The sequence below is a fragment of the Pseudomonas sp. KK18 genome (assembly GCF_037094675.1).
GTDB lineage: Bacteria > Pseudomonadota > Gammaproteobacteria > Pseudomonadales > Pseudomonadaceae > Aquipseudomonas.
Genome location: NZ_CP146605.1, coordinates 4,825,492 through 4,845,986 on the forward strand (window position 1 = coordinate 4,825,492; position 20,495 = coordinate 4,845,986).

Consider the following 20,495-nt stretch of genomic DNA (forward strand, 5'->3'; position numbering starts at 1 on the left):
ATCTGGCCCACAGCATGAGGCAAAGCGTCACGCCCGGTGTTGACGGGTATCAAGTGGCTAGGCCAATAACTGGGTCAACACCGCCCGCAACTTGCCGGGCTTGACCGGCTTATTCAGCAATGGCACGTCCAGGCGCTGCAATGCACGGCGGCATTGGTCGGTGCGGTCGGCGGTGATAATCACTGCCGGAATCCTGCAGCCAAAATGCTCGCGCAACTGGTGCACGACCTCACAGCCCACCACGCCATGGTCCAGGTGATAGTCCGCGAGAATCAGCTCCGGTGCCCTGCCCTGCAACGCAACCAGTGCGCCGGCCTGGTCGGTCGCAGTGACCACCTCGCAGCCCCACTGCCCAAGCAGCGCGCTCATGCTGTCGAGGATGCCGACTTCGTTATCCAGCACCAGCAGCCGCCTCCCCGGCAGCGGGTTGCCGGTGCTCGGTTGCGCGGCCACCACACTGATGGGCAGCGGCATGTCCTCGCTGATGGGGACTTCGATGCTGAACATCGAACCGCGCCCCGGCCACGAACGCACCGCCACCGGATAACCGAGGACCTCGGCGATACGCTCGACAATCGCCAACCCCAGTCCCACGCCCTTGCGGTCGGCGGCGCGGCCCACGTCCAGTTGATTGAACTCCAGGAAGATGGCGTCCAGACGGTCCGCCGCAATTCCGCGCCCGGTGTCCCACACCTCCAGGCGCAACCGCTCACCCCGGCGGCGGGCGCCCAACAGGATGGAGCCCGCGCTCGTGTAGCGGCAGGCGTTGCTGAGGAAATTGCGCAGGATCCGCGTCACCAGCCGCAGGTCGGTGTTGATTGCGTAATGGCCTGTACGCGCCCGCAGGTTCAGCCCGGACGCCGCGGCCACCGACTGGAATTCCGAGACCAGCGGTGCGAACAGTTCGTCGAGACGGTACAGGGCGATGTCCGGCTTGACCGCCGCTTGATCGAGTCGGGAAATGTCCAGCAAGTCGGTGAGCAAATCCTCGGCGCCTTCCAGGGCCTGATGGGTGCGCTCCACCAACACGTGTTCGACGCTGGGCAAGTTGCGCTCGCGCAGGGTGGAAATCAGCAAGCGTGCGGCGTTGAGGGGTTGCAGCAGGTCATGACTGGCGGCGGCAAGGTATTTGTCCTTGCTGCGGTTGGCGGCCTGGGCGGCATCCCGAGCATCGCGCAAGTCCTGCTCGATCTTCTCGCGCTGGGCGATTTGCTGTTGCAGGTTGCGGTTGGCTTCCAGCAACTCGTCGGTACGCGCCGCGACCCGCTGTTCCAATTCGTCGTTGAGGCGGATGTAGCGATTGCGCTCGGCTTCCAGCTCGTCGAGGCGCGCGGTCAGTTCGGGGTAATGACTCTTGCGCGCCGAGTGGTTGCCCAGCCCCAGGAGCCCCGCGAGTGCCCGTTGCTGATCGTCAGAGAGCTTCGCCATAGACGACCTCGACGTCACGCTGGCTGGATTCACGCGGGTTGGTAAGGATGCACGGGTCGTGCATGGCGTGCTGCGACAGAAAGGGAATGTCCGCCACTCGAATTCCATGCAGGCCGAGGGTTTCATGGAAGCCGATCGCATGCTTCAACGCGATCAAATGGTCCACCAGCCGGCCGCAGATTTGCCGGTGGTTGAGGCCCCGGCAATCAATGCCGAAGGTCTCGGCAATCACCTTGAAACGCTCCGGTGCCGCGCTGTAGTTGAACGCCACCACATGTTCCACCAGCACCGCGTTGCACAGGCCATGGGGCAGGTCGAGAAAGCCGCCAAGGCTGTGGGACATGGCATGCACCGCGCCGAGGATCGCGTTGGAAAACGCCAGCCCGGCCTGCATGCTGCCCAGCATGATTTTCTCTCGCAGGGCGATGTCGCCGGGGTTGGCGATCATCTGCACCAGGTTGCCATTGATCAGGCGCATGGCTTCCAGCGCGTGGGGATCGGTCAGCGGGCCGTGGCCGGTGGACACGAAGGCTTCGATGGCATGCACCAGCGCATCGATGCCGGTACAGGCCGAGAGAAACGGGTCCATGCTCGCCGTGGTTTCCGGGTCGATCAGTGAAACATCGGGCACCACCGCCTTGCTGACGATGGAGAACTTCATGCGCTCCTGCTGGTTGGAAATGATCACGAACTGCGAGACATCCGCCGAGGAGCCTGCAGTGGTCGGGATCAGGATCAGCGGCGGGCTCGGCACGCGGATGGTGTCGACGCCTTCGAAGTCGAGGATGCTGCAGCCATGGGCGACCACGATGCCGATGGCCTTGCCGCAGTCCATCGGGCTGCCGCCACCGACGGCGACGATCACGTCGCAATGGTTTTCACGGTAGACCTCGGCGCCGAGCATCACCTCTTCAACCCGGGGGTTGGGCGAAACGGCGGTGTACAGGCAGTAGTCGATGCCGATCGCTTGCAGGCTGGCCTCGACATCGGCCACCCAGCCGACAGCAACCACGCCGGGATCACTCACCACCAACACCTTGCGCGCGCCAAAGGTCTTGGCGTAGTTGCCTACGTTGTGCCGGCAGCCGGCGCCAAAGATGATTTCAGGGGAAACGAATTTACGCAGGAGACTCAGGTTCGGGCTCATTGGTAAGCCTGTTTTTATTATTCTGGAAGATGCGCTCCACACTAACCCATCCGACACTGAATGCAATCAGACCAATGGGTGGCGCTGAAACCGCGACGTACGGCACGATCTACTACTTTGGTACTGATTCCCCTCTCTATCGTCGCATTCCCAAGGCATCGAGACTGGCATGTAATGGGCGCATGACCCTATGGATCGGACCTGCTTGAATAAGCAAAAATAATAAGGCGAACGTCCATGTACAAAATTCTGATAGCCGACGATCACCCACTGTTTCGCGAGGCGATCCACAACGTCATCAGCGACGGGTTCCCGGGCAGCGAAGTGATGGAAACCGGCGACCTGGACAGCGCCCTGACCATGAGCCAGGAGCACGACGATCTGGATCTGATCCTGCTGGACCTGAACATGCCGGGCATGCACGGCCTCAATGGCCTGATCAACCTGCGCAACGAGTCGCCGACGATTCCGGTGGTGATCGTGTCCGCCGAGCAGGACAAGCAGGTCGTGCTGCAAGCCATCACCTATGGCGCGGTGGGGTTTATCACCAAGTCCTCGCCCAGGCTGCAGATGACCGAGGCAATCCAACAGATTCTCAACGGCAATGTGTATTTGCCGCCGGAGATTATTCGCAGCCAGAAAATCGGCGGGCAACGGCGCATGAATGATTGCCTGGGGCTTGCGCCGGAGCTGCTGCAGGCCCTGACCCGCAAGCAATTGCTGGTGCTGGAGCGGATGACCAAGGGTGACTCGAACAAGCAGATCGCCTATAGCCTGGAGATTGCCGAGACCACGGTGAAGGCCCATGTCTCGGCAATCCTGCGCAAGTTGAACGTGCACAATCGGGTGCAGGCGATTCTCAGCGCCGGGGACATCGACTTTGGTGCCTACCTGCGGCGCTGATACCCGTAGGGGCGGGATGCTGACCGCATTTCAAGGCACCTGAATGAGGGCCCGAAACAGCATGCCCGCCGCCACCAGCACACACAGGGTGGCAAAACCCACCTGCAAGGTGCGCGCCTTGATCACCGAGCACAGGCGCCGCCCCGCCAACATGCCGACAATGCTCGAACCGATAAACACCCAGCCCATCGGCTCGATACTGACCCCGGCATGAAACGCGCCGATCACGCCGATCAACGAGATCAGGCTGATCACCATCAGCGAGGTGGCGACGATGCCGCGCATCTGCACATCGGTCAGTTGCTTGAAGGCCGGTACGATCAGGAAACCGCCGCCCACACCGAGCAAGCCCGATACCGCACCGGTCACTGCGCCGAGGGCCGCCAGGGTGGCGGTGCATTTGGCGGTCCAGGAAAAGCGCCCGGTCTGTTGATCGAGCATGCAGTTCTTCTGGCCCCAGGACGCGGTGCCGTGGTCGCTCGGCCCGGCCTCAAGCTTCTCCCGTTGCAGCATGCGCCAGGCCACCAGCACCATCAGCGCACTGAACAGGCCCATCAGGACTTTCTCCGACATCTGGTGGGCGAAGAAAACCCCCAGCGGCGAAAATAGCGCGCCAAGCAGCGCAATCAGCAGCGCCGCGCGGTAACGCACCAGGCCATGGCGCAAACCGTCGACAGCCCCCACGGCAGCGGCCGCGCCCACCGCGAACAACGACACGGGCGCGGCCTGGGTCATGGTCAACCCCAGCCCCAATACCAGGGCCGGGACACCAAGAATGCCGCCTCCGGCACCGGTCAAGCCCATGACCAACCCCATCAACACGCCCAGAAAACTTGCCAGCAGCATAGGGTTGCCTCAATCCACCTTGGCCAGACGGGTCAGCCACTCGCGGCCCTTGAGCATGCCGTTCCAGTAGAACCACGGCAGGAAACTCGCCTTGAGGAACCACGCCGAACGCCGCGCCACAGTCGGGTCGAGGGGAAAGGTCGGCAGCAACTTGCCGCCATAGCCGAACTCGGCCAGCACCACCTTGCCCTTCTCCACGGTCAGCGGGCAGGAGCCATAGCCGTCGTACTTGAGGGGCAACGGTGCCTGTCTGCGCAGGGCCAGCAGGTTTTCCGCCACCACCACGATTTGCTTGCGCACCGCCGCGGCGGTCTTGGCGTTGGTGGTGGAACACACATCGCCCAGGCCGAAGATGTGCGGGTAGCGCAGGTGTTGCAGGCTCTGGGGATTCACTTCGCACCAGCCGGCGGCATCGGCCAGGGGGCTGTGGCGAATGAAGTCCGGCGAGACCTGTGGCGGAACGACGTGCAGCAGGTCGAAGGTTTTCTCTTCGACGCGCACATTGCCTTCGGCGTCCTTGATTTCGAACCAGGCCTTGCGCGCGGGGCCGTCGACCTTGACCAGGTTGGAGTTGAATGCCAGTTGCACCGAGTACTTTTCAACGTACTTCATCAGCGGCGGCACGAAGGTCGGCACGCCGAACAAGGCAGCGCCGGCCAGGTTGAATTCGACCTTGATGTTTTTCAGGTCACCCTGGCGGAGCCAGTGATCGCACGACAGGTACATGGCTTTTTGCGGAGCGCCGGCACATTTGATCGGCATGGCCGGTTGGGTAAAGATCGCCTTGCCATTTTTGAGTTGCTGCACCAGTTGCCAGGTGTAGGCGGCGTGCTCATAGCTGTAGTTGGACGTTACGCCATGCCGGCCGAGGGTCTCTTGCAGGCCTTCGATCTTCTCCCAGGCCAGGCGCAGGCCCGGGCACACGATGAGGTTCTTCCAACTGACGCGCTGGCCGCTGTCGAGCACCAGGGTTTGCTCGTCGGGCAGTAATTCGCTGACCGCGGCCTGGATCCAGGTGACGCCGTTGGGCAGCACGTCGGCCATGGGGCGCACGGTCCTGGTAACGTCATAAGCCCCACCGCCCACCAGGGTCCAGGCCGGCTGGTAGTAGTGGTGGTCGCTGGGCTCGATCAGGATGATGTTCAGGTGCGGGTCGCGCTTGAGCAGGCTGGCCAGCAGGCCGATGCCTGCCGAGCCGCCACCGATGACAACGATATCGCCACTGATGGTAGGTCCCCAGTGTTGGTCGTTCATGGTCTATGGCCTTTTTCAGTTAATGCACGCAAGGGTCGTTGCCGTATGGCACCACGCCCTAGCTGTTTGCCACCACGATGCCATCCTTTGCCTCGGGTCCTTTAATTCACTTAAGCTCACAAGGTTATGTGGAAACCTAACTGAATGTAAGTCGCCATTAGCTATCTGGGAAACCCGTCATGTCAGCGTTGATTCAATCCTTTCTGGACGAGGCGTCGTCGACCTACACCTACGTCGTCTATGAAACGGACGGTGGCCCATGCGCCATCGTTGATTCGGTGCTCAACTACGACCCGGCCTCCGGACGCACCGGCACCGGCCAGGCGGACAAGGTGATCGCGTTTGTGCGCGAGCATGGCTTGCAGGTGCAGTGGTTGCTGGAAACCCACGCCCATGCGGATCATCTGTCGGCTGCGCCTTATTTGCGTCGCCAGCTGGGGGGCAAGATCGCGATTGGCCAGTCCATCAGCAAGGTGCAGGGAGTGTTCAAGAACCTGTTCAACCTGGAGCCGGAGTTTCGGGTGGATGGGTCGCAGTTCGACCATCTGTTTGCGCCGGATGAGGTGTTTCACATCGGCAACCTGAAGGCCCAGGCGCTGCATGTGCCGGGGCATACGCCGGCGGATATGGCTTACCTGATTGATGACCAGTTGATTCTGGTGGGCGACACGCTGTTCATGCCGGACGTGGGCACGGCGCGCTGCGATTTCCCTGGTGGGGATGCGCGCCAGCTGTATGGGTCGATGCGCAAGTTGTTGGCCTTCGCGCCTGAAACCCGCCTTTATGTGTGCCATGACTATCCGCCCGAAGGACGCGCAGCCAAGTGCCTGACCACGGTGGCTGAACAGCGGGCGGGGAATATTCATGTGCATGACGGGGTGGATGAGGCGGCGTTTGTCGAGATGCGCACCACGCGGGATGCCGGGTTGGGCATGCCGACGCTGTTGTTGCCGGCGATTCAGGTGAATGTGCGGGCCGGGGTGATGCCGCCGGCGGAAGGAAATGGGGTGATTTATTTGAAGATTCCCCTCAACCAGCTTTGAAATGCACTACAAAATGTGGGAGCGGGCTTGCTCGCGAATGCGGTGTATCAGTCTATATTTTCGGTGACTGACACTCCCCATTCGCGAGCAAGCCCGCTCCCACATTTGTTTTGTGTCGTTCGTTAGCCGAGGTTGATGCCGTTAGCCGGTAGCGGCAGTGCGGTCTTGTAGCGCACTTGCTTGAGGGCAAAGCTGGAGCGGATGTTGGCGACACCCGGGACTTTGGTCAGGAAGTCCATCATGAAACGCTCCAGGGACTGGATGGTCGGCACCAGCACCCGAATCAGATAATCGGGGTCGCCGGCCATCAGGTAGCACTCCATCACTTCGGGGCGATCCGAAATCGCCCCTTCGAATTGCTGCAATGCCAATTCGTTCTGCTTTTCCAGGCTGACGTGGATGAACACATTGACGTGCAGCCCCAGCAGGTCGGCGTCCAGCAGCGTCACTTGGTCGCGAATCAGCCCCAGTTCTTCCATGGCCTTGACCCGGTTGAAACACGGCGTGGGCGATAGGTTGACCGAGCGGGCCAGGTCGGCGTTGGTGATGCGGGCGTTCTCCTGAAGGGCGTTCAGAATGCCGATATCGATACGGTCCAGTTTGCGCATGAGACAAAACCACCTGTTTATTATGTTTATGCAGTTTTTTTATCCCCAAATGATCTCCAACGCAATGAAACAGAGATAAATATTCTCCTGAGCCGAGCCTATGATTGTTGTAGGACAAGATTTCTTCTACCCGAAGAAGGACTGTCAGCTACCGCGCCCACTACAAGAAATTCACAAGATAGAGCGTAGAAAGCCATGACTCAGCAGTACGAACCACTGCGCCTGCACGTTCCCGAACCCTCGGGCCGCCCAGGCTGCAAGACCGACTTTACCTACCTGCGCCTGACTGACGCTGGCCTGGTGCGCAAACCCCCAATCGACGTAGAACCCGCCGACACCGCCGACCTGGCCAAGGGCCTGATTCGCGTGCTCGACGATCAAGGCCAGGCCCTCGGCCCATGGGCTGAAGGCGTGCCAGTCGAGATTCTGCGCAAGGGCATGCGCGCCATGCTCAAGACGCGGATCTTCGACAACCGCATGGTGGTCGCCCAGCGTCAGAAGAAGATGTCGTTCTACATGCAAAGCCTCGGCGAAGAAGCCATCGGCAGCGCCCAGGCCCTGGCCTTGAACATCGACGACATGTGCTTCCCCACCTATCGCCAGCAAAGCATCCTGATGGCCCGGGAAGTGCCGCTGGTAGACCTGATCTGCCAACTGCTGTCCAACGAGCGCGACCCGCTCAAGGGCCGCCAGTTGCCGATCATGTACTCGGTAAAAGATGCCGGCTTTTTCACGATTTCCGGCAACCTCGCCACCCAATTCGTACAAGGCGTGGGCTGGGGCATGGCCTCGGCCATCAAGGGGGATACCAAGATTGCCTCGGCCTGGATCGGCGACGGCGCCACCGCTGAGTCCGACTTCCACACCGCCCTCACCTTCGCCCACGTGTACCGGGCACCCGTGATTCTTAACGTAGTGAACAACCAGTGGGCGATCTCCACCTTCCAGGCCATTGCCGGCGGTGAAGCCACGACCTTTGCCGGACGCGGCGTGGGTTGCGGCATCGCCTCCCTGCGGGTGGACGGCAACGACTTTGTCGCGGTGTACGCCGCCTCCGCCTGGGCCGCCGAACGTGCCCGCCGCAACCTGGGCCCGACCCTGATCGAATGGGTGACCTACCGTGCCGGCCCGCACTCCACCTCCGATGACCCGTCCAAATACCGTCCCGCCGACGACTGGAGCCACTTCCCGCTGGGCGACCCGATCGCCCGCCTCAAGCAGCACCTGATCAAGATTGGTCAGTGGTCCGAAGAGGAACACGCGGCGGTCAGTGCCGAACTTGAAGCCGAAGTGCTCAAGGCCCAGAAAGAAGCCGAACAGTACGGCACCCTGGCCGGTGGCCAGATTCCAAGCGCCGCGACCATGTTCGAAGACGTTTATAAAGAGATGCCGGAGCACTTGAAGCGCCAGCGTCAAGAGTTGGGGATCTGACATGAACGATCACAACAACAATATCGAGCTGGAAACCGCCATGACCACCACGACCATGACCATGATCCAGGCCTTGCGCTCGGCCATGGATGTGATGCTTGAGCGAGACGACAATGTGGTGGTGTTCGGCCAGGACGTCGGTTACTTCGGCGGCGTGTTCCGTTGCACCGAAGGCTTGCAGAACAAGTACGGCACCTCGCGGGTGTTCGACGCACCGATCTCCGAAAGCGGGATCGTCGGCGTGGCGGTCGGCATGGGCGCCTATGGCCTGCGGCCGGTGGCCGAGATTCAGTTCGCCGACTACGTGTACCCCGCCACCGACCAGATCATTTCCGAAGCGGCCCGCCTGCGTTACCGCTCGGCCGGCCAGTTCACGGCACCGCTGACCATGCGCATGCCCTGCGGCGGCGGCATCTACGGCGGCCAGACCCACAGCCAGAGTATTGAAGCGGTGTTCACCCAGGTCTGCGGCCTGCGCACGGTGATGCCGTCCAATCCGTACGACGCCAAGGGCCTGCTGATCGCCTCCATCGAAAACGATGACCCGGTGATCTTCCTCGAACCCAAGCGCCTGTATAACGGCCCGTTCGACGGCCACCACGACCGCCCGGTAACCCCGTGGTCGAAACACCCGCAAGCGCAGGTGCCGGACGGTTACTACACCGTGCCGCTGGATGTGGCCGCCATCGCCCGCCCGGGCAAGGACGTGACGATCCTCACCTACGGCACCACGGTGTATGTGTCGCAAGTCGCCGCCGAAGAAACCGGCATCGACGCCGAAGTCATCGACCTGCGCAGCCTGTGGCCGCTGGACCTGGAAACCATCGTCAATTCCGTGAAGAAAACCCGTCGCTGCGTGATCGTTCACGAAGCCACCCGTACCTGCGGGTTCGGCGCCGAGCTGGTGGCGCTGGTGCAGGAGCATTGCTTCCACTACCTGGAAGCGCCGATCGAGCGCGTCACCGGTTGGGATACCCCGTATCCCCACGCGCAAGAGTGGGCGTATTTCCCTGGCCCGACCCGTGTGGGCGCGGCTTTGCATCGGGTTATGGAGGTCTGAATGGGCACGCACGTTATCAAGATGCCGGACATTGGCGAAGGCATCGCAGAAGTTGAATTGTCGGTATGGCACGTCAAGGTCGGCGACCTGGTGGTAGAAGACCAGGTGCTGGCGGACGTGATGACCGACAAGGCCATGGTGGACATTCCGTCGCCGGTGCACGGCAAGGTGATTTCCCTCGGCGGCGAGCCGGGGGAAGTCATGGCGGTGGGCAGTGTTTTGATCAGTATCGAAGTGGAAGGCGCGGGCAATACCAGGGAGTCGGCGTTGTCGGCGGTGGTTGAAGAGGTCGCGCCGGCACCGGCTCCTGCACCGAAAGTCGAAGCCAGGGCCGCGCCGGTGGTTGAACCCAAGCCGGCAGCCAAACCTGCGGTGGCGGCTGCGCAAGCGCCCGTGGCCCGCGAGGCCGATGACCGCCCGCTGGCCTCCCCGGCCGTGCGCAAACATGCGCTGGATGCTGGCATCCAGCTACGACTGGTCCAGGGCTCCGGCCCGGCCGGCCGGATTCTGCATGAAGATCTGGACGCTTACTTGCTCCAGGGTCCGGCGAAAAATTCCGGGGCCTCCAACCCGTACGCCGAACGCAACGACGAGCAGCAAATCCCGGTGATCGGCATGCGCCGCAAGATCGCCCAGCGCATGCAGGACGCCACCCGGCGCGCCGCGCATTTCAGCTATGTGGAAGAGATCGACGTCACGGCCCTCGATGAGTTGCGCGTGCACCTCAACGAGAAACACGGCGCTACCCGCGGCAAGCTGACGCTGCTGCCGTTCCTGGTGCGGGCCATGGTCGTCGCATTGCGCGACTATCCGCAGATCAACGCGCGTTATGACGACGAAGCCCAGGTCATCACCCGCCTCGGCGCGGTGCATGTGGGTGTCGCCACCCAGAGCGATGTCGGCCTGATGGTGCCGGTGGTGCGTCACGCCGAAGCCCGCGACCTGTGGGGCACGGCGCAAGAAATCAATCGCTTGGCGAATGCGGCGCGCAATGGCAAGGCCAGTCGCGATGAGCTGTCGGGCTCGAGCATCACCCTGACCAGCCTCGGTGCGTTGGGCGGGATTGTCAGCACCCCGGTGCTGAACCTGCCGGAAGTGGCCATCGTCGGGGTCAACCGCATTGTCGAGCGGCCGATGGTGATCAAGGGCCAGATTGTGATCCGCAAGATGATGAACCTCTCCAGCTCCTTCGATCACCGGGTGGTCGATGGCATGGACGCGGCGCAATTCATCCAGGCCATCCGTGGCCTGCTCGAACAACCCGCCAGCCTGTTCCTGGAGTAACCCATGTCTCAAACATTGCACACCACGCTGCTGATCATCGGCGGCGGGCCTGGCGGTTACGTGGCAGCGATTCGCGCCGGCCAGCTGGGCATCCCGACCATCCTGGTGGAAGGCCAATCGCTGGGCGGCACCTGCCTGAACATCGGCTGCATTCCGTCCAAGGCGCTGATCCATGTCGCCGAACAGTTCCAGCAAACCGTGCACCACAGCCAGGGTTCGCCGTTGGGTATCGAAGTCGATGTGCCGACCCTGGACATCGGCAAAAGCGTTGAATGGAAAGACGGCATCGTCGACCGCCTGACCACCGGCGTAGCCGCGCTGCTGAAAAAACACAAGGTCCAGGTCATTCAGGGCTGGGCCAAGGTCGTGGACGGCAAGACCGTCGATGTCGGCGACCAGCGCATCCAGTGTGAACACCTGTTGCTGGCCACCGGCTCGAAAAGTGTCAACCTGCCGATGCTGCCGATTGGCGGGCCGATCATCTCCTCCACCGAAGCCCTGGCGCCGAAACGCATCCCGAAACGCTTGATCGTGGTGGGCGGCGGCTACATTGGCCTGGAATTGGGGATTGCCTATCGCAAGCTCGGTGCCGAGGTCAGCGTGGTTGAGGCCCAGGACCGGATTTTGCCGGCCTACGACGCCGAACTGACCCAACCGGTGGCCGAATCCCTGAAGCAACTGGGGGTGAAGGTGTTCCTCAAACACAGCGTCACCGGTTTCGAGAACAATACCCTGCAAGTGCGCGACCCCAGCGGCGAGACGCTGTCGCTGGAAACCGACCAGGTGCTGGTTGCCGTTGGTCGCAAACCCAACACCCAGGGCTGGAACCTCGAAGCCTTGAACCTGGACATGAACGGCTCGGCGATCAAGATCGACAGCCGCTGCCAGACCAGCATGCGCAATGTGTGGGCCATCGGCGACCTCAGCGGTGAACCGATGCTCGCCCACCGGGCCATGGCCCAGGGCGAAATGGTCGCCGAACTGATCAGCGGTAAATCCCGCGAATTCAACCCGGCCGCGATCCCGGCGGTGTGCTTCACCGACCCGGAACTGGTAGTGGTCGGCAAGACCCCGGACGAAGCCAGGGCGGCCGGGCTGGACTGCATCGTGTCGAGCTTCCCGTTCGCCGCCAATGGCCGGGCCATGACCCTGGAGTCGAAAACCGGCTTCGTGCGGGTAGTGGCGCGCCGCGACAATCACCTGATCGTCGGCTGGCAGGCGGTAGGCGTTGGCGTCTCGGAACTGTCCACGGCCTTCGGCCTGAGCCTGGAAATGGGTTCACGCCTGGAAGACGTGGCGGGCACCATCCACGCCCACCCGACCCTCGGCGAAGCGGTACAGGAAGCAGCCCTGCGGGCCCTGGGGCATGCATTGCACCTATAAAATGGCGAAGTTCATATGTGGGAGCGGGCTTGCTCGCGAAAGCGGTGGATCAGCACCGAATGCATCGAATGACACGCCGCATTCGCGAGCAAGCCCGCTCCCACACAAGCCAAGAATGAAGTATTGTTGCGCCCATCCAGAAATAAACCATAAGCCTGCCTTCGACCAGGCGGTTGACAAAAGATAGAGGGTGTCATGGGTAACGAAAGCATCAATTGGGACAAGCTGGGTTTTGACTACATCAAGACCGACAAGCGTTTCCTCCAGACCTGGAAAGACGGCGAGTGGCAAAAAGGCACCCTGACCGACGACAACGTGCTGCACATCAGCGAGGGCTCCACCGCCCTGCACTACGGCCAGCAATGCTTTGAAGGCCTCAAGGCCTACCGCTGCAAGGACGGTTCGATCAACCTGTTCCGCCCCGACCAGAACGCTGCGCGCATGCAGCGCAGCTGTGGCCGCCTGCTGATGCCACAAGTGCCGACCGACGCCTTCATCGAAGCCTGCAAGGAAGTGGTCCGCGCCAACGAGCGGTTCATCCCGCCGTACGGCACCGGCGGCGCGCTGTACCTGCGCCCGTTCGTGATCGGCACCGGTGACAACATCGGCGTGCGCACCGCGCCGGAATTCATCTTCTCGATCTTCTGCATCCCGGTCGGCGCCTACTTCAAGGGCGGCCTGACCCCGCACAACTTCCTGATCTCCGGCTACGACCGTGCGGCTCCCAACGGCACCGGCGCAGCCAAGGTCGGTGGCAACTACGCCGCCAGCCTGATGCCCGGTTCCCTGGCGAAAAAAGCCAACTTCGCCGACTGCATCTACCTCGACCCGGCCACCCACTCGAAGATCGAAGAAGTCGGCTCGGCCAACTTCTTCGGGATCACCCACGACAACAAGTTCGTCACCCCGAACTCGCCGTCGGTGTTGCCAGGCATCACCCGCCTGTCGCTGATCGAGCTGGCAAAATCGCGCCTGGGCCTGGAAGTGGTTGAAGGCGACGTGCTGATCGACAAGCTGTCGGACTTCAAGGAAGCCGGCGCCTGCGGCACCGCCGCCGTGATCACCCCGATCGGCGGCATCGAGTACAAAGACAAGCTGCACGTGTTCTACAGCGAAAAAGAAGTCGGCCCGGTCACCCAGAAGCTCTACAAAGAGCTGACTGGCGTACAGTCCGGCGACGTCGAAGCGCCTGAGGGCTGGATCGTCAAGGTCTAAGCAACACTGCAAAACCAAACTGTGGGAGCGGGCTTGCTCGCGAATACGGAGTGTCAGTCGACAGATTTATTGACTGATACACCGCATTCGCGAGCAAGCCCGCTCCCACATTTTGATTTCAGTGTTTGGAAAACCGACGTTCAGGCCTTATCCATCGGGATGTTTTCCAGGATCTTCTTGCCCATGCTGATCCGCGGCTCCGCGCCATAACCCAGCGCCTCATAAAACCCCATCACCGCGTCATTGCCACTGGTGATCTGCAGGTTGATCTTCATGCAACCCAGCGCCGTCAACGCCTGCTCCGCATGCCGCACCAACGAGGCGCCCAGGCCCTGGCGGCGATAGTCGTTGTGCACCGCCACTGAATACAACCAGCCACGATGCCCGTCGTAGCCGGCGAGGATGGTACCGATCACCGCCTTCTTGTCGGTGGCCACGAAGAACAACCCATCGTTGACCGCCAGCTTCTTGTCGATCGCCAGGCTCGGCAGGTTATGCGCCGCGTCATAACCAAACGCCGCCTGCCACAACGCCACTACCTGCGCCCGATGGGCCCGATCGCGATAGACGCCGATGGGATGGCGGGATGACAACGCCTTCTCCATCACCAGCGTGCGCTCATTGCCATGGTAGACATCGCGCACCGTGTGGAAACCGAGCTTGGTGTAGAACGGCTCTGCCGTCAGCGAAGACGGCACATGCAACAAGGTCACCCCGGCTTCCCGGGCACGCAGCTCGATTTCAATCATCAGCAAGCGCCCGATGCCCTGCCCTTGCAGCGCCGGATTGACGAAGACCGAGCGCACCACATTGGCGTCAAGTGCCGCCGTGGCAACGATCACCTCATCCTGAATAGCCACCAGCACCGTTCGACGCGCGAGCAACGCCACGACAGCCTCGGGAGTAAAGTTGCTCGCCACCCGCGCAATAACATCCGCCGGATAATCCCGGGCGTTGCTGTCATGCAGGGCCGCCAGGATGACCTGGCTGATGCCCTCGGCATCGGTGGTTTGGGCGAGACGAACTTCAGTGGGCATGGTTTCTCCATCCAGACAAAAAACCTCAGGCAACACAATACCAATGTGGGAGCGGGCTTGCTCGCGAAGGCGGTGTATCAGCCACCGAATTTATTAACTGACCCACCGCTTTCGCGAGCAAGCCCGCTCCCACATTTTGATCTCCACTCACCTCCACAGCCGATTCGGCTGCCCCACCCCACTTTTCAGCTTTCCCGGCTGAGCCACCCCCTCAGTTCAGCCGGGATTCTTCCTTCACACCGCACAAAATAGCCTCACTGCCCACCCCATGGACCCGTGCCCCCATGCAAACCACCAACACTGTCCTGATGATCCGCCCGGCGCACTTCGCCTTCAACCCGGACACCGCGATCAACAACCGCTTCCAGCGTGCGCCCCTCGACCCGTTGGCGGCACAGCAGAAAGCGCTGGAAGAGTTCGACGGCTACGTCGACACCCTGCGCCACCACGGCGTGGAAGTGCTGGTGGTACAAGACACCCCCGCTCCCCATACCCCGGATTCGATCTTCCCCAACAACTGGTGGAGCAGCCACGCCGACGGCAGCCTGGTGCTGTATCCGATGGAAGGCCGGAACCGACGACTGGAACGCGACAAAGGCGTGCTGCAAGTGCTGGAGCAACGCTTCGCGATCCACAACACCATCGACTTCAGCCACCTCGAACAACAGAACATGTTCCTCGAAGGCACCGGCAGCATGGTCCTCGACCGCCAGCACCGCATCAGCTACGCCTGCCATTCCGGGCGTACCCATCAGGATGCCCTGCGCCAGTTCGCCGAACGCCTTGACTACCAGGTCTGCGTATTCCACGCCGTCGACCGCCACCACGCGCCGATCTACCACAGCAACGTAATGATGAGTGTCGGCCGCGACCTCTCCGTGGTGTGCCTGCAAGCTCTGCCCGATGACCACGAGCGCCAGGCCCTTGAACGCTCCCTGCGCGATACCGGCAAAGACATCGTCGCCCTGGACTTCGACCAGCTGGAAGCCTTCGCCGGCAACATGCTCGAAGTCCATGACCGCGACGGCCAGCCGCTGCTGGTGATGTCGGCCAGCGCCTGGGGCTCCCTCAAGCCCGCCCAGCGCCAGCACGTGGAGCGCCACACCCGGCCGGTGGTGGTGAACATCGACAACATCGAACGCATCGGCGGCGGCAGTGCCCGCTGCATGTTGGCGGAAGTACATCTGCCCGCCCGCCCCTCATTTCAATAAGGAGTCTTCCCATGACCCGCTATATCGACGTCAACGACTTGAGCTACCTGGTTTCGCAAAAAGGCCTGCAAACCTGCATTACCGAGATGGCCGAGTACATCCGCGCCGACTACCTGCGCTGGCAGGACTTTGAAAAATGCGCACGCCTGGCCAACCATTCCCCCGAGGGCGTGATCGAGCTGATGCCGGTGTCCGACGCGTCGCTGTACGCCTTCAAATACGTGAACGGCCACCCGAAAAACACCCAGAGCGGCATGCTCACCGTCATGGCCTTCGGCGCCCTGGGTGATGTGGACACCGGCAAACCGGTGCTGCTGGCGGAAATGACCCTGACCACCGCGATCCGCACGGCCGCCACCTCGGCCCTGGTGGCGCGCTACCTGGCCCGGGACAACAGCCGCAGCATGGCGCTGATCGGCAACGGCTCCCAGAGTGAGTTCCAGGCCCTGGCCTTCCACGCGATGCTGGGCATCACTGAAATCCGCCTGTTCGACATCGACGCCAAGGCCACCGCCAAACTGGCGGCCAACCTCAAAGCCTTCCCAGCGATCAAAATGGTCCTGGCAGGCAGCGTGGCCGAAGCCGTGAAAGGTGCCGACATTGTCACCACCGTCACCGCCGACAAGGCCTACGCCACCATCCTCACGGACGAGATGATCGAGCCGGGCATGCACCTTAATGCCGTCGGTGGCGACTGCCCCGGCAAGACCGAACTGGACCGACGAATCGTCGAACGGGCCCGCGTGATTGTCGAGTACGAGCCACAAAGCCGCATCGAAGGCGAAATCCAGCACATGCCGGAAGATTCGCCGGTCACCGAGCTGTGGCAAGTGATCAACGGCCAGGCGCCAGGCCGCGAAAACGCGCGCCAGGTCACCCTGTTCGACTCGGTTGGTTTTGCCATCGAAGACTACTCCGCCCTGCGTTACGTACTGGACGTGGCCAAGGCGCTGGACGTGGGCAGCGAACTGGAACTGGTGCCGGACCTTGCCGACCCCAAGGACCTGTTTGCCCGCCTGGCCCAAGCACCGGTGGCACAGCAGAAAAAGCGCGCCTGAGACCGCTCTGGCCTGCCGCTTTGCGTGAAAGGCAGGCCGGAAAAACCCGGTCAACAAGCCGATTCAGCGGGTGCCGCAGCCGTTTCCGCTGTGACCCGCGTTTTAACAGCACATTCCGCCCGCCGCGGCAGGGGTAAACGACACAAAAAACGCACCATCTTGAAGCATTCTCTCTGACAACAAACAGCCCAATGTAGTGAGGCAGCCCAATGTGGCGAGGGAGCTTGCTCCCGCTGGAGTGCGTAGCGCTCCCGGGATTTTGGGGCCGCTGCGCAGCCCAGCGGGAGCAAGCTCCCTCGCCACAAAAAGCCTCTTCACCTTAGCGTCCCGTTTTCTACTGCCCTGACATCAATTACAAAATATAGGGAATACACATGACTCCGCTCCGATCACTTTTCGCTGCGCTGCTCCTGCCATTGGCCGCAACCGCTGCCCAGGCTCAGGAATGGAAAGAAATCCGCTTTGGGGTTTTCCCCGAATACCCACCGTTTGAATCCGTCGCCGCCGACGGCAGCCTGCAAGGTTTCGACATCGACCTGGGCAACGCCATCTGCGCCAAGCTGGAAGTCAAATGCGTGTGGGTCCACAACGAATTCGACGGCATGATCCCGGCCCTGCGCGCCCGCAAGTTCGACGCCATCATGTCCTCCATGGCCGTGACCCCGGCCCGCCAGAAAGTCATCGACTTCAGCGACCGGCTGTTCCTCAGCCCGACCTCGGTGATCACCCGCAAAAGCGCCGACTTCGGCGACACCCCCGAATCCCTGAAAGGCAAACAGGTCGGCGTGCTGCAAGGCTCGCTGCAGGAAGCCTACGCCCGTGCGCACCTGGCAAAACTTGGCGCGCAGATCAAGGCGTACCAGTCCCAGGAACAGAACTACGCCGACCTGCAAAACGGTCGCCTCGACGCCACCCTGACCGACAAGCTTGAAGCCCAGCTCAACTTCCTGTCCAAGCCTGAAGGCGCCGACTTCAAGACCGGCCCGGCCTTCAAGGATCCGACCCTGCCGCTCGACATCGCCATGGGCCTGCGCAAGAACGACAAGGACCTGGTGGAGCTGATCAACAAAGGCATCGCCGCCGTCCAGGCCGATGGCACCTACACACAGATCCAGAAGAAATACTTCGGCGATCAGGATATCTACAACGAGTGACGCCTCATGTGGGAGCGAGCTTGTGTGGGAGCGGGCTTGCTCGCGAAAGCGGTGGGTCAGTCACACATGTATTGACTGAAACGCTGTCTTCGCGAGCAAGCCCGCTCCCACACAAGCTCGCTCCCACCGTAAAACTCTGCGCCCCATCGAGATACTTCCCATGAATGAACTCCTCAACTTGCAAGGCTTCGGCCCGCTGCTGGCCCAGGGTGCCTGGATGACGGTCAAGCTGGCGTTCCTGGCGCTGCTGCTGAGCCTGTCCCTGGGACTGCTCGCCGCCGCCGCCAAGCTCTCCAGCGTCAAGCTGCTGCGGGTTCCGGCCACGCTCTACACCACGCTGATTCGCAGCGTGCCGGACCTGGTGCTGATCCTGCTGATTTTCTACAGCCTGCAACTGTGGCTGAACGACCTGAGTGAAATGCTCGGCTGGGCCTACTTCGAAATCGACCCGTTCACCGCCGGTGTCATTACCCTCGGTTTTATCTACGGTGCGTATTTCACCGAAAACTTTCGCGGGGCGATTCTCAGCGTGCCCGCCGGCCAACTCGAAGCCGCCACCGCCTACGGCCTGAGCCGCTGGCAGCGCTTTCGCCTGGTGCTGTTCCCGCAACTGATGCGCTTTGCCCTGCCGGGCCTGGGCAACAACTGGCTGGTGCTGCTCAAGTCCACCGCGCTGGTGTCGATCATCGGCCTGTCAGACCTGGTCAAGGCCGCACAAAACGCCGGCAAGACCACCAATGACCCGCTGTACTTCCTGATCCTCGCGGGCCTGGTGTACCTGGTGATCACCACCCTCTCCAACCGCATCTTCAAACGCCTGGAACGGCGCTACAACGTGGGCATCAAGGGGATGGCGCGATGATCGAACTGATCCAGCAATACGGCCTGGCCTACCTGTTCACCGACGGTAACGGCTTTTCCGGGGTGGCGATGACCCTGTGGCTGTTCATTATCTCGGTGGTGCTGGGCTTCATCCTGTCGATCCCGCTGGCGATCGCGCGGGTGTCGGAACACTTCTGGATTCGCTGGCCAGTGGAGGTCTACACCTACCTGTTTCGCGGCACACCGCTGTATATCCAGTTGCTGATTTGCTACACCGGCCTCTACGGCCTGGACGTGGTGCAGGACAACGCCCTGCTCAACCAGTTTTTTCGCAATGCACTGAACTGCACGCTGCTGGCGTTTGTACTGAACACGTGCGCCTACACCGTGGAAATCTTTGCCGGGGCGATTCGCAACATCCCCCACGGCGAGATCGAAGCCGCCAAGGCCTACGGCCTGCATGGCTGGCGCCTGAACCTGTTTGTGGTAGTGCCCGCCGCACTGCGTCGCGCACTGCCGGCCTACAGCAATGAAATGATCCTGATGCTGCACGCCACGTCCCTGGCGTTCACCGCCACCATTGCCGACATCCTCAAGGTGGCCCGCGACGCCAACGCCGAGACGTTCCTGACGTTCCAGGCCTTCGGCATCGCTGCCCTGTTGTACATGCTGCTGTCCTTTGCACTGGTGGGCCTGTTTCGACTGGCCGAACGTCGCTGGATGCGTTTTCTTGTTCCTACCCGAGGCTAACCCATGAATCAGTCCGCGCAGGCCCTGGCCGCTTATCCCACCGATGTACGCCCCGCTACCCAGCCGGTCGCCGTGGCCGAAAACGCCAACGTCAAACTCCAGGTCGAAGGCCTGCACAAACGCTATGGCGAGCATGAGGTGCTCAAGGGCGTTTCACTGAACGCGCGCAACGGCGACGTGATCAGCCTGATCGGCGCCAGCGGCTCCGGCAAGAGCACGATGCTGCGCTGCATCAACTTCCTCGAACAGCCGGACGCCGGGGTTATCACTCTCGATGGCATCAGCATCGAAATGCAGCAAGGCCGCGCCGGCACGCGCGCGCCGCACCAGGCGCAATTGCAGAACCTGCGCACCCGCCTGGCCATGGTGTTCCAGCACTTCAACCTGTGGAGCCACATGACCGTGCTGGAAAACATCACCATGGCGCCGCGCCGGGTGCTGGGGGTGAGCGCCGCCGAGGCGGAAAAACGCGCACGCCTGTACCTCGACAAGGTCGGCCTGCCGGGCCGGGTGGCGGACCAATACCCGGCATTCCTCTCCGGCGGCCAGCAACAGCGCGTGGCCATCGCCCGGGCCCTGGCGATGGAACCGGAGATCATTCTGTTCGACGAACCCACTTCGGCCCTCGACCCTGAACTTGTAGGAGAAGTGCTCAAAGTCATACAGACGTTGGCGGAGGAAGGTCGTACCATGCTCATGGTCACCCACGAAATGGGCTTTGCCCGCCAGGTGTCCAGCCAAGTGCTGTTCCTGCATCAGGGCCGCGTCGAGGAACAAGGCGCAGCGGATATCCTCGACCAGCCGAACAGCGAACGCTTGCAGCAATTTCTTTCCAACCGATTGAAGTGAACACCACACACC

At 61.9% G+C, this 20,495-nt stretch carries 19 protein-coding genes; 13 read left to right on the forward strand and 6 right to left on the reverse strand.

Annotated features, from left to right (window positions below):
- Positions 1–57 precede the first annotated feature (57 nt).
- Positions 58–1,428 (reverse strand): hybrid sensor histidine kinase/response regulator, encoded by a 1,371-nt coding sequence (locus V6607_RS21770; RefSeq protein WP_003207799.1) that lies wholly within the window; start codon positions 1,426–1,428, stop codon positions 58–60.
- On the reverse strand, positions 1,412–2,575 hold the full coding sequence (gene ercA, locus V6607_RS21775; protein WP_003207798.1) for an alcohol dehydrogenase-like regulatory protein ErcA: 1,164 nt from the start codon (positions 2,573–2,575) through the stop codon (positions 1,412–1,414). The genes V6607_RS21770 and ercA overlap by 17 nt, the downstream gene beginning before the upstream one ends.
- A 237-nt stretch (positions 2,576–2,812) precedes the next feature.
- Between ercA and V6607_RS21780 the strand changes: the two genes are divergently transcribed.
- Positions 2,813–3,478, forward strand: coding sequence for a response regulator transcription factor (locus tag V6607_RS21780; RefSeq protein ID WP_003207796.1), 666 nt, complete (start codon positions 2,813–2,815; stop codon positions 3,476–3,478).
- A 30-nt stretch (positions 3,479–3,508) separates the two neighbouring features.
- On the opposite strand, the gene V6607_RS21785 is transcribed toward V6607_RS21780, so the two are convergent.
- Together V6607_RS21785 and V6607_RS21790 are read right to left on the reverse strand one after the other, a co-directional pair.
- Positions 3,509–4,324, reverse strand: coding sequence for a sulfite exporter TauE/SafE family protein (locus V6607_RS21785; protein ID WP_003207794.1), 816 nt, complete (start codon positions 4,322–4,324; stop codon positions 3,509–3,511).
- Positions 4,325–4,333: 9 nt separating this feature from the next.
- The gene (locus V6607_RS21790) at positions 4,334–5,578 is read right to left on the reverse strand and encodes an FAD/NAD(P)-binding oxidoreductase (RefSeq protein ID WP_134327017.1); all 1,245 of its coding nucleotides are present in this window, start codon (positions 5,576–5,578) and stop codon (positions 4,334–4,336) included.
- A gap of 179 nt (positions 5,579–5,757) precedes the next feature.
- Between V6607_RS21790 and V6607_RS21795 the strand changes: the two genes are divergently transcribed.
- Positions 5,758–6,621 carry an MBL fold metallo-hydrolase gene (locus V6607_RS21795; RefSeq protein WP_134327018.1) on the forward strand — a complete coding sequence of 288 codons (864 nt, stop codon included), beginning with the start codon at positions 5,758–5,760 and terminating at the stop codon, positions 6,619–6,621.
- A 122-nt stretch (positions 6,622–6,743) separates the two neighbouring features.
- On the opposite strand, the gene bkdR is transcribed toward V6607_RS21795, so the two are convergent.
- The gene (bkdR, locus tag V6607_RS21800; RefSeq protein ID WP_003212855.1) at positions 6,744–7,229 is read right to left on the reverse strand and encodes a Bkd operon transcriptional regulator BkdR; all 486 of its coding nucleotides are present in this window, start codon (positions 7,227–7,229) and stop codon (positions 6,744–6,746) included.
- A gap of 195 nt (positions 7,230–7,424) precedes the next feature.
- Here bkdR and V6607_RS21805 point away from each other — a divergent pair, with 195 nt between their 5' ends.
- From V6607_RS21805 to V6607_RS21825, 5 genes are all read left to right on the forward strand, one after another.
- On the forward strand, positions 7,425–8,660 hold the full coding sequence (locus tag V6607_RS21805; RefSeq protein ID WP_003212857.1) for a 3-methyl-2-oxobutanoate dehydrogenase (2-methylpropanoyl-transferring) subunit alpha: 1,236 nt from the start codon (positions 7,425–7,427) through the stop codon (positions 8,658–8,660).
- A 1-nt stretch (position 8,661) separates the two neighbouring features.
- Positions 8,662–9,720, forward strand: a complete 1,059-nt coding sequence (locus V6607_RS21810; RefSeq protein ID WP_003212859.1) for an alpha-ketoacid dehydrogenase subunit beta — start codon at positions 8,662–8,664, stop codon at positions 9,718–9,720.
- Positions 9,721–11,004 carry a dihydrolipoamide acetyltransferase family protein gene (locus V6607_RS21815; RefSeq protein WP_102369558.1) on the forward strand — a complete coding sequence of 428 codons (1,284 nt, stop codon included), beginning with the start codon at positions 9,721–9,723 and terminating at the stop codon, positions 11,002–11,004. It begins immediately after the preceding gene.
- A gap of 3 nt (positions 11,005–11,007) precedes the next feature.
- Positions 11,008–12,387: a dihydrolipoyl dehydrogenase gene (gene lpdA / locus V6607_RS21820; RefSeq protein ID WP_008434480.1), complete on the forward strand. Its 1,380-nt coding sequence runs from the start codon at positions 11,008–11,010 to the stop codon at positions 12,385–12,387.
- 195 nt (positions 12,388–12,582) lie between these two features.
- A complete protein-coding gene (locus tag V6607_RS21825; protein WP_003212864.1) occupies positions 12,583–13,602 on the forward strand; it encodes a branched-chain amino acid aminotransferase in 1,020 nt (339 codons plus the stop codon).
- Positions 13,603–13,742: 140 nt separating this feature from the next.
- Here V6607_RS21825 and V6607_RS21830 read toward each other — a convergent pair whose 3' ends face one another.
- Positions 13,743–14,639 carry a GNAT family acetyltransferase gene (locus V6607_RS21830; RefSeq protein WP_008434482.1) on the reverse strand — a complete coding sequence of 299 codons (897 nt, stop codon included), beginning with the start codon at positions 14,637–14,639 and terminating at the stop codon, positions 13,743–13,745.
- A gap of 284 nt (positions 14,640–14,923) precedes the next feature.
- On the opposite strand from V6607_RS21830, the gene V6607_RS21835 reads away from it, so the two are divergent.
- From V6607_RS21835 to V6607_RS21860, 6 genes are all read left to right on the forward strand, one after another.
- A complete protein-coding gene (locus tag V6607_RS21835) occupies positions 14,924–15,850 on the forward strand; it encodes an arginine deiminase-related protein (RefSeq protein WP_087694491.1) in 927 nt (308 codons plus the stop codon).
- 11 nt (positions 15,851–15,861) lie between these two features.
- Positions 15,862–16,908, forward strand: coding sequence for an ornithine cyclodeaminase (locus V6607_RS21840; RefSeq protein ID WP_134327019.1), 1,047 nt, complete (start codon positions 15,862–15,864; stop codon positions 16,906–16,908).
- Between the two features lie 374 nt (positions 16,909–17,282).
- A complete protein-coding gene (locus V6607_RS21845) occupies positions 17,283–18,062 on the forward strand; it encodes an ABC transporter substrate-binding protein (RefSeq protein WP_003212870.1) in 780 nt (259 codons plus the stop codon).
- A 160-nt stretch (positions 18,063–18,222) separates the two neighbouring features.
- On the forward strand, positions 18,223–18,924 hold the full coding sequence (locus tag V6607_RS21850) for an ABC transporter permease subunit (RefSeq protein ID WP_087694493.1): 702 nt from the start codon (positions 18,223–18,225) through the stop codon (positions 18,922–18,924).
- On the forward strand, positions 18,921–19,634 hold the full coding sequence (locus V6607_RS21855) for an ABC transporter permease (protein WP_003208574.1): 714 nt from the start codon (positions 18,921–18,923) through the stop codon (positions 19,632–19,634). The genes V6607_RS21850 and V6607_RS21855 overlap by 4 nt, the downstream gene beginning before the upstream one ends.
- A 3-nt stretch (positions 19,635–19,637) precedes the next feature.
- Positions 19,638–20,483, forward strand: coding sequence for an ATP-binding cassette domain-containing protein (locus tag V6607_RS21860; protein WP_256344069.1), 846 nt, complete (start codon positions 19,638–19,640; stop codon positions 20,481–20,483).
- Positions 20,484–20,495: the final 12 nt, after the last annotated feature.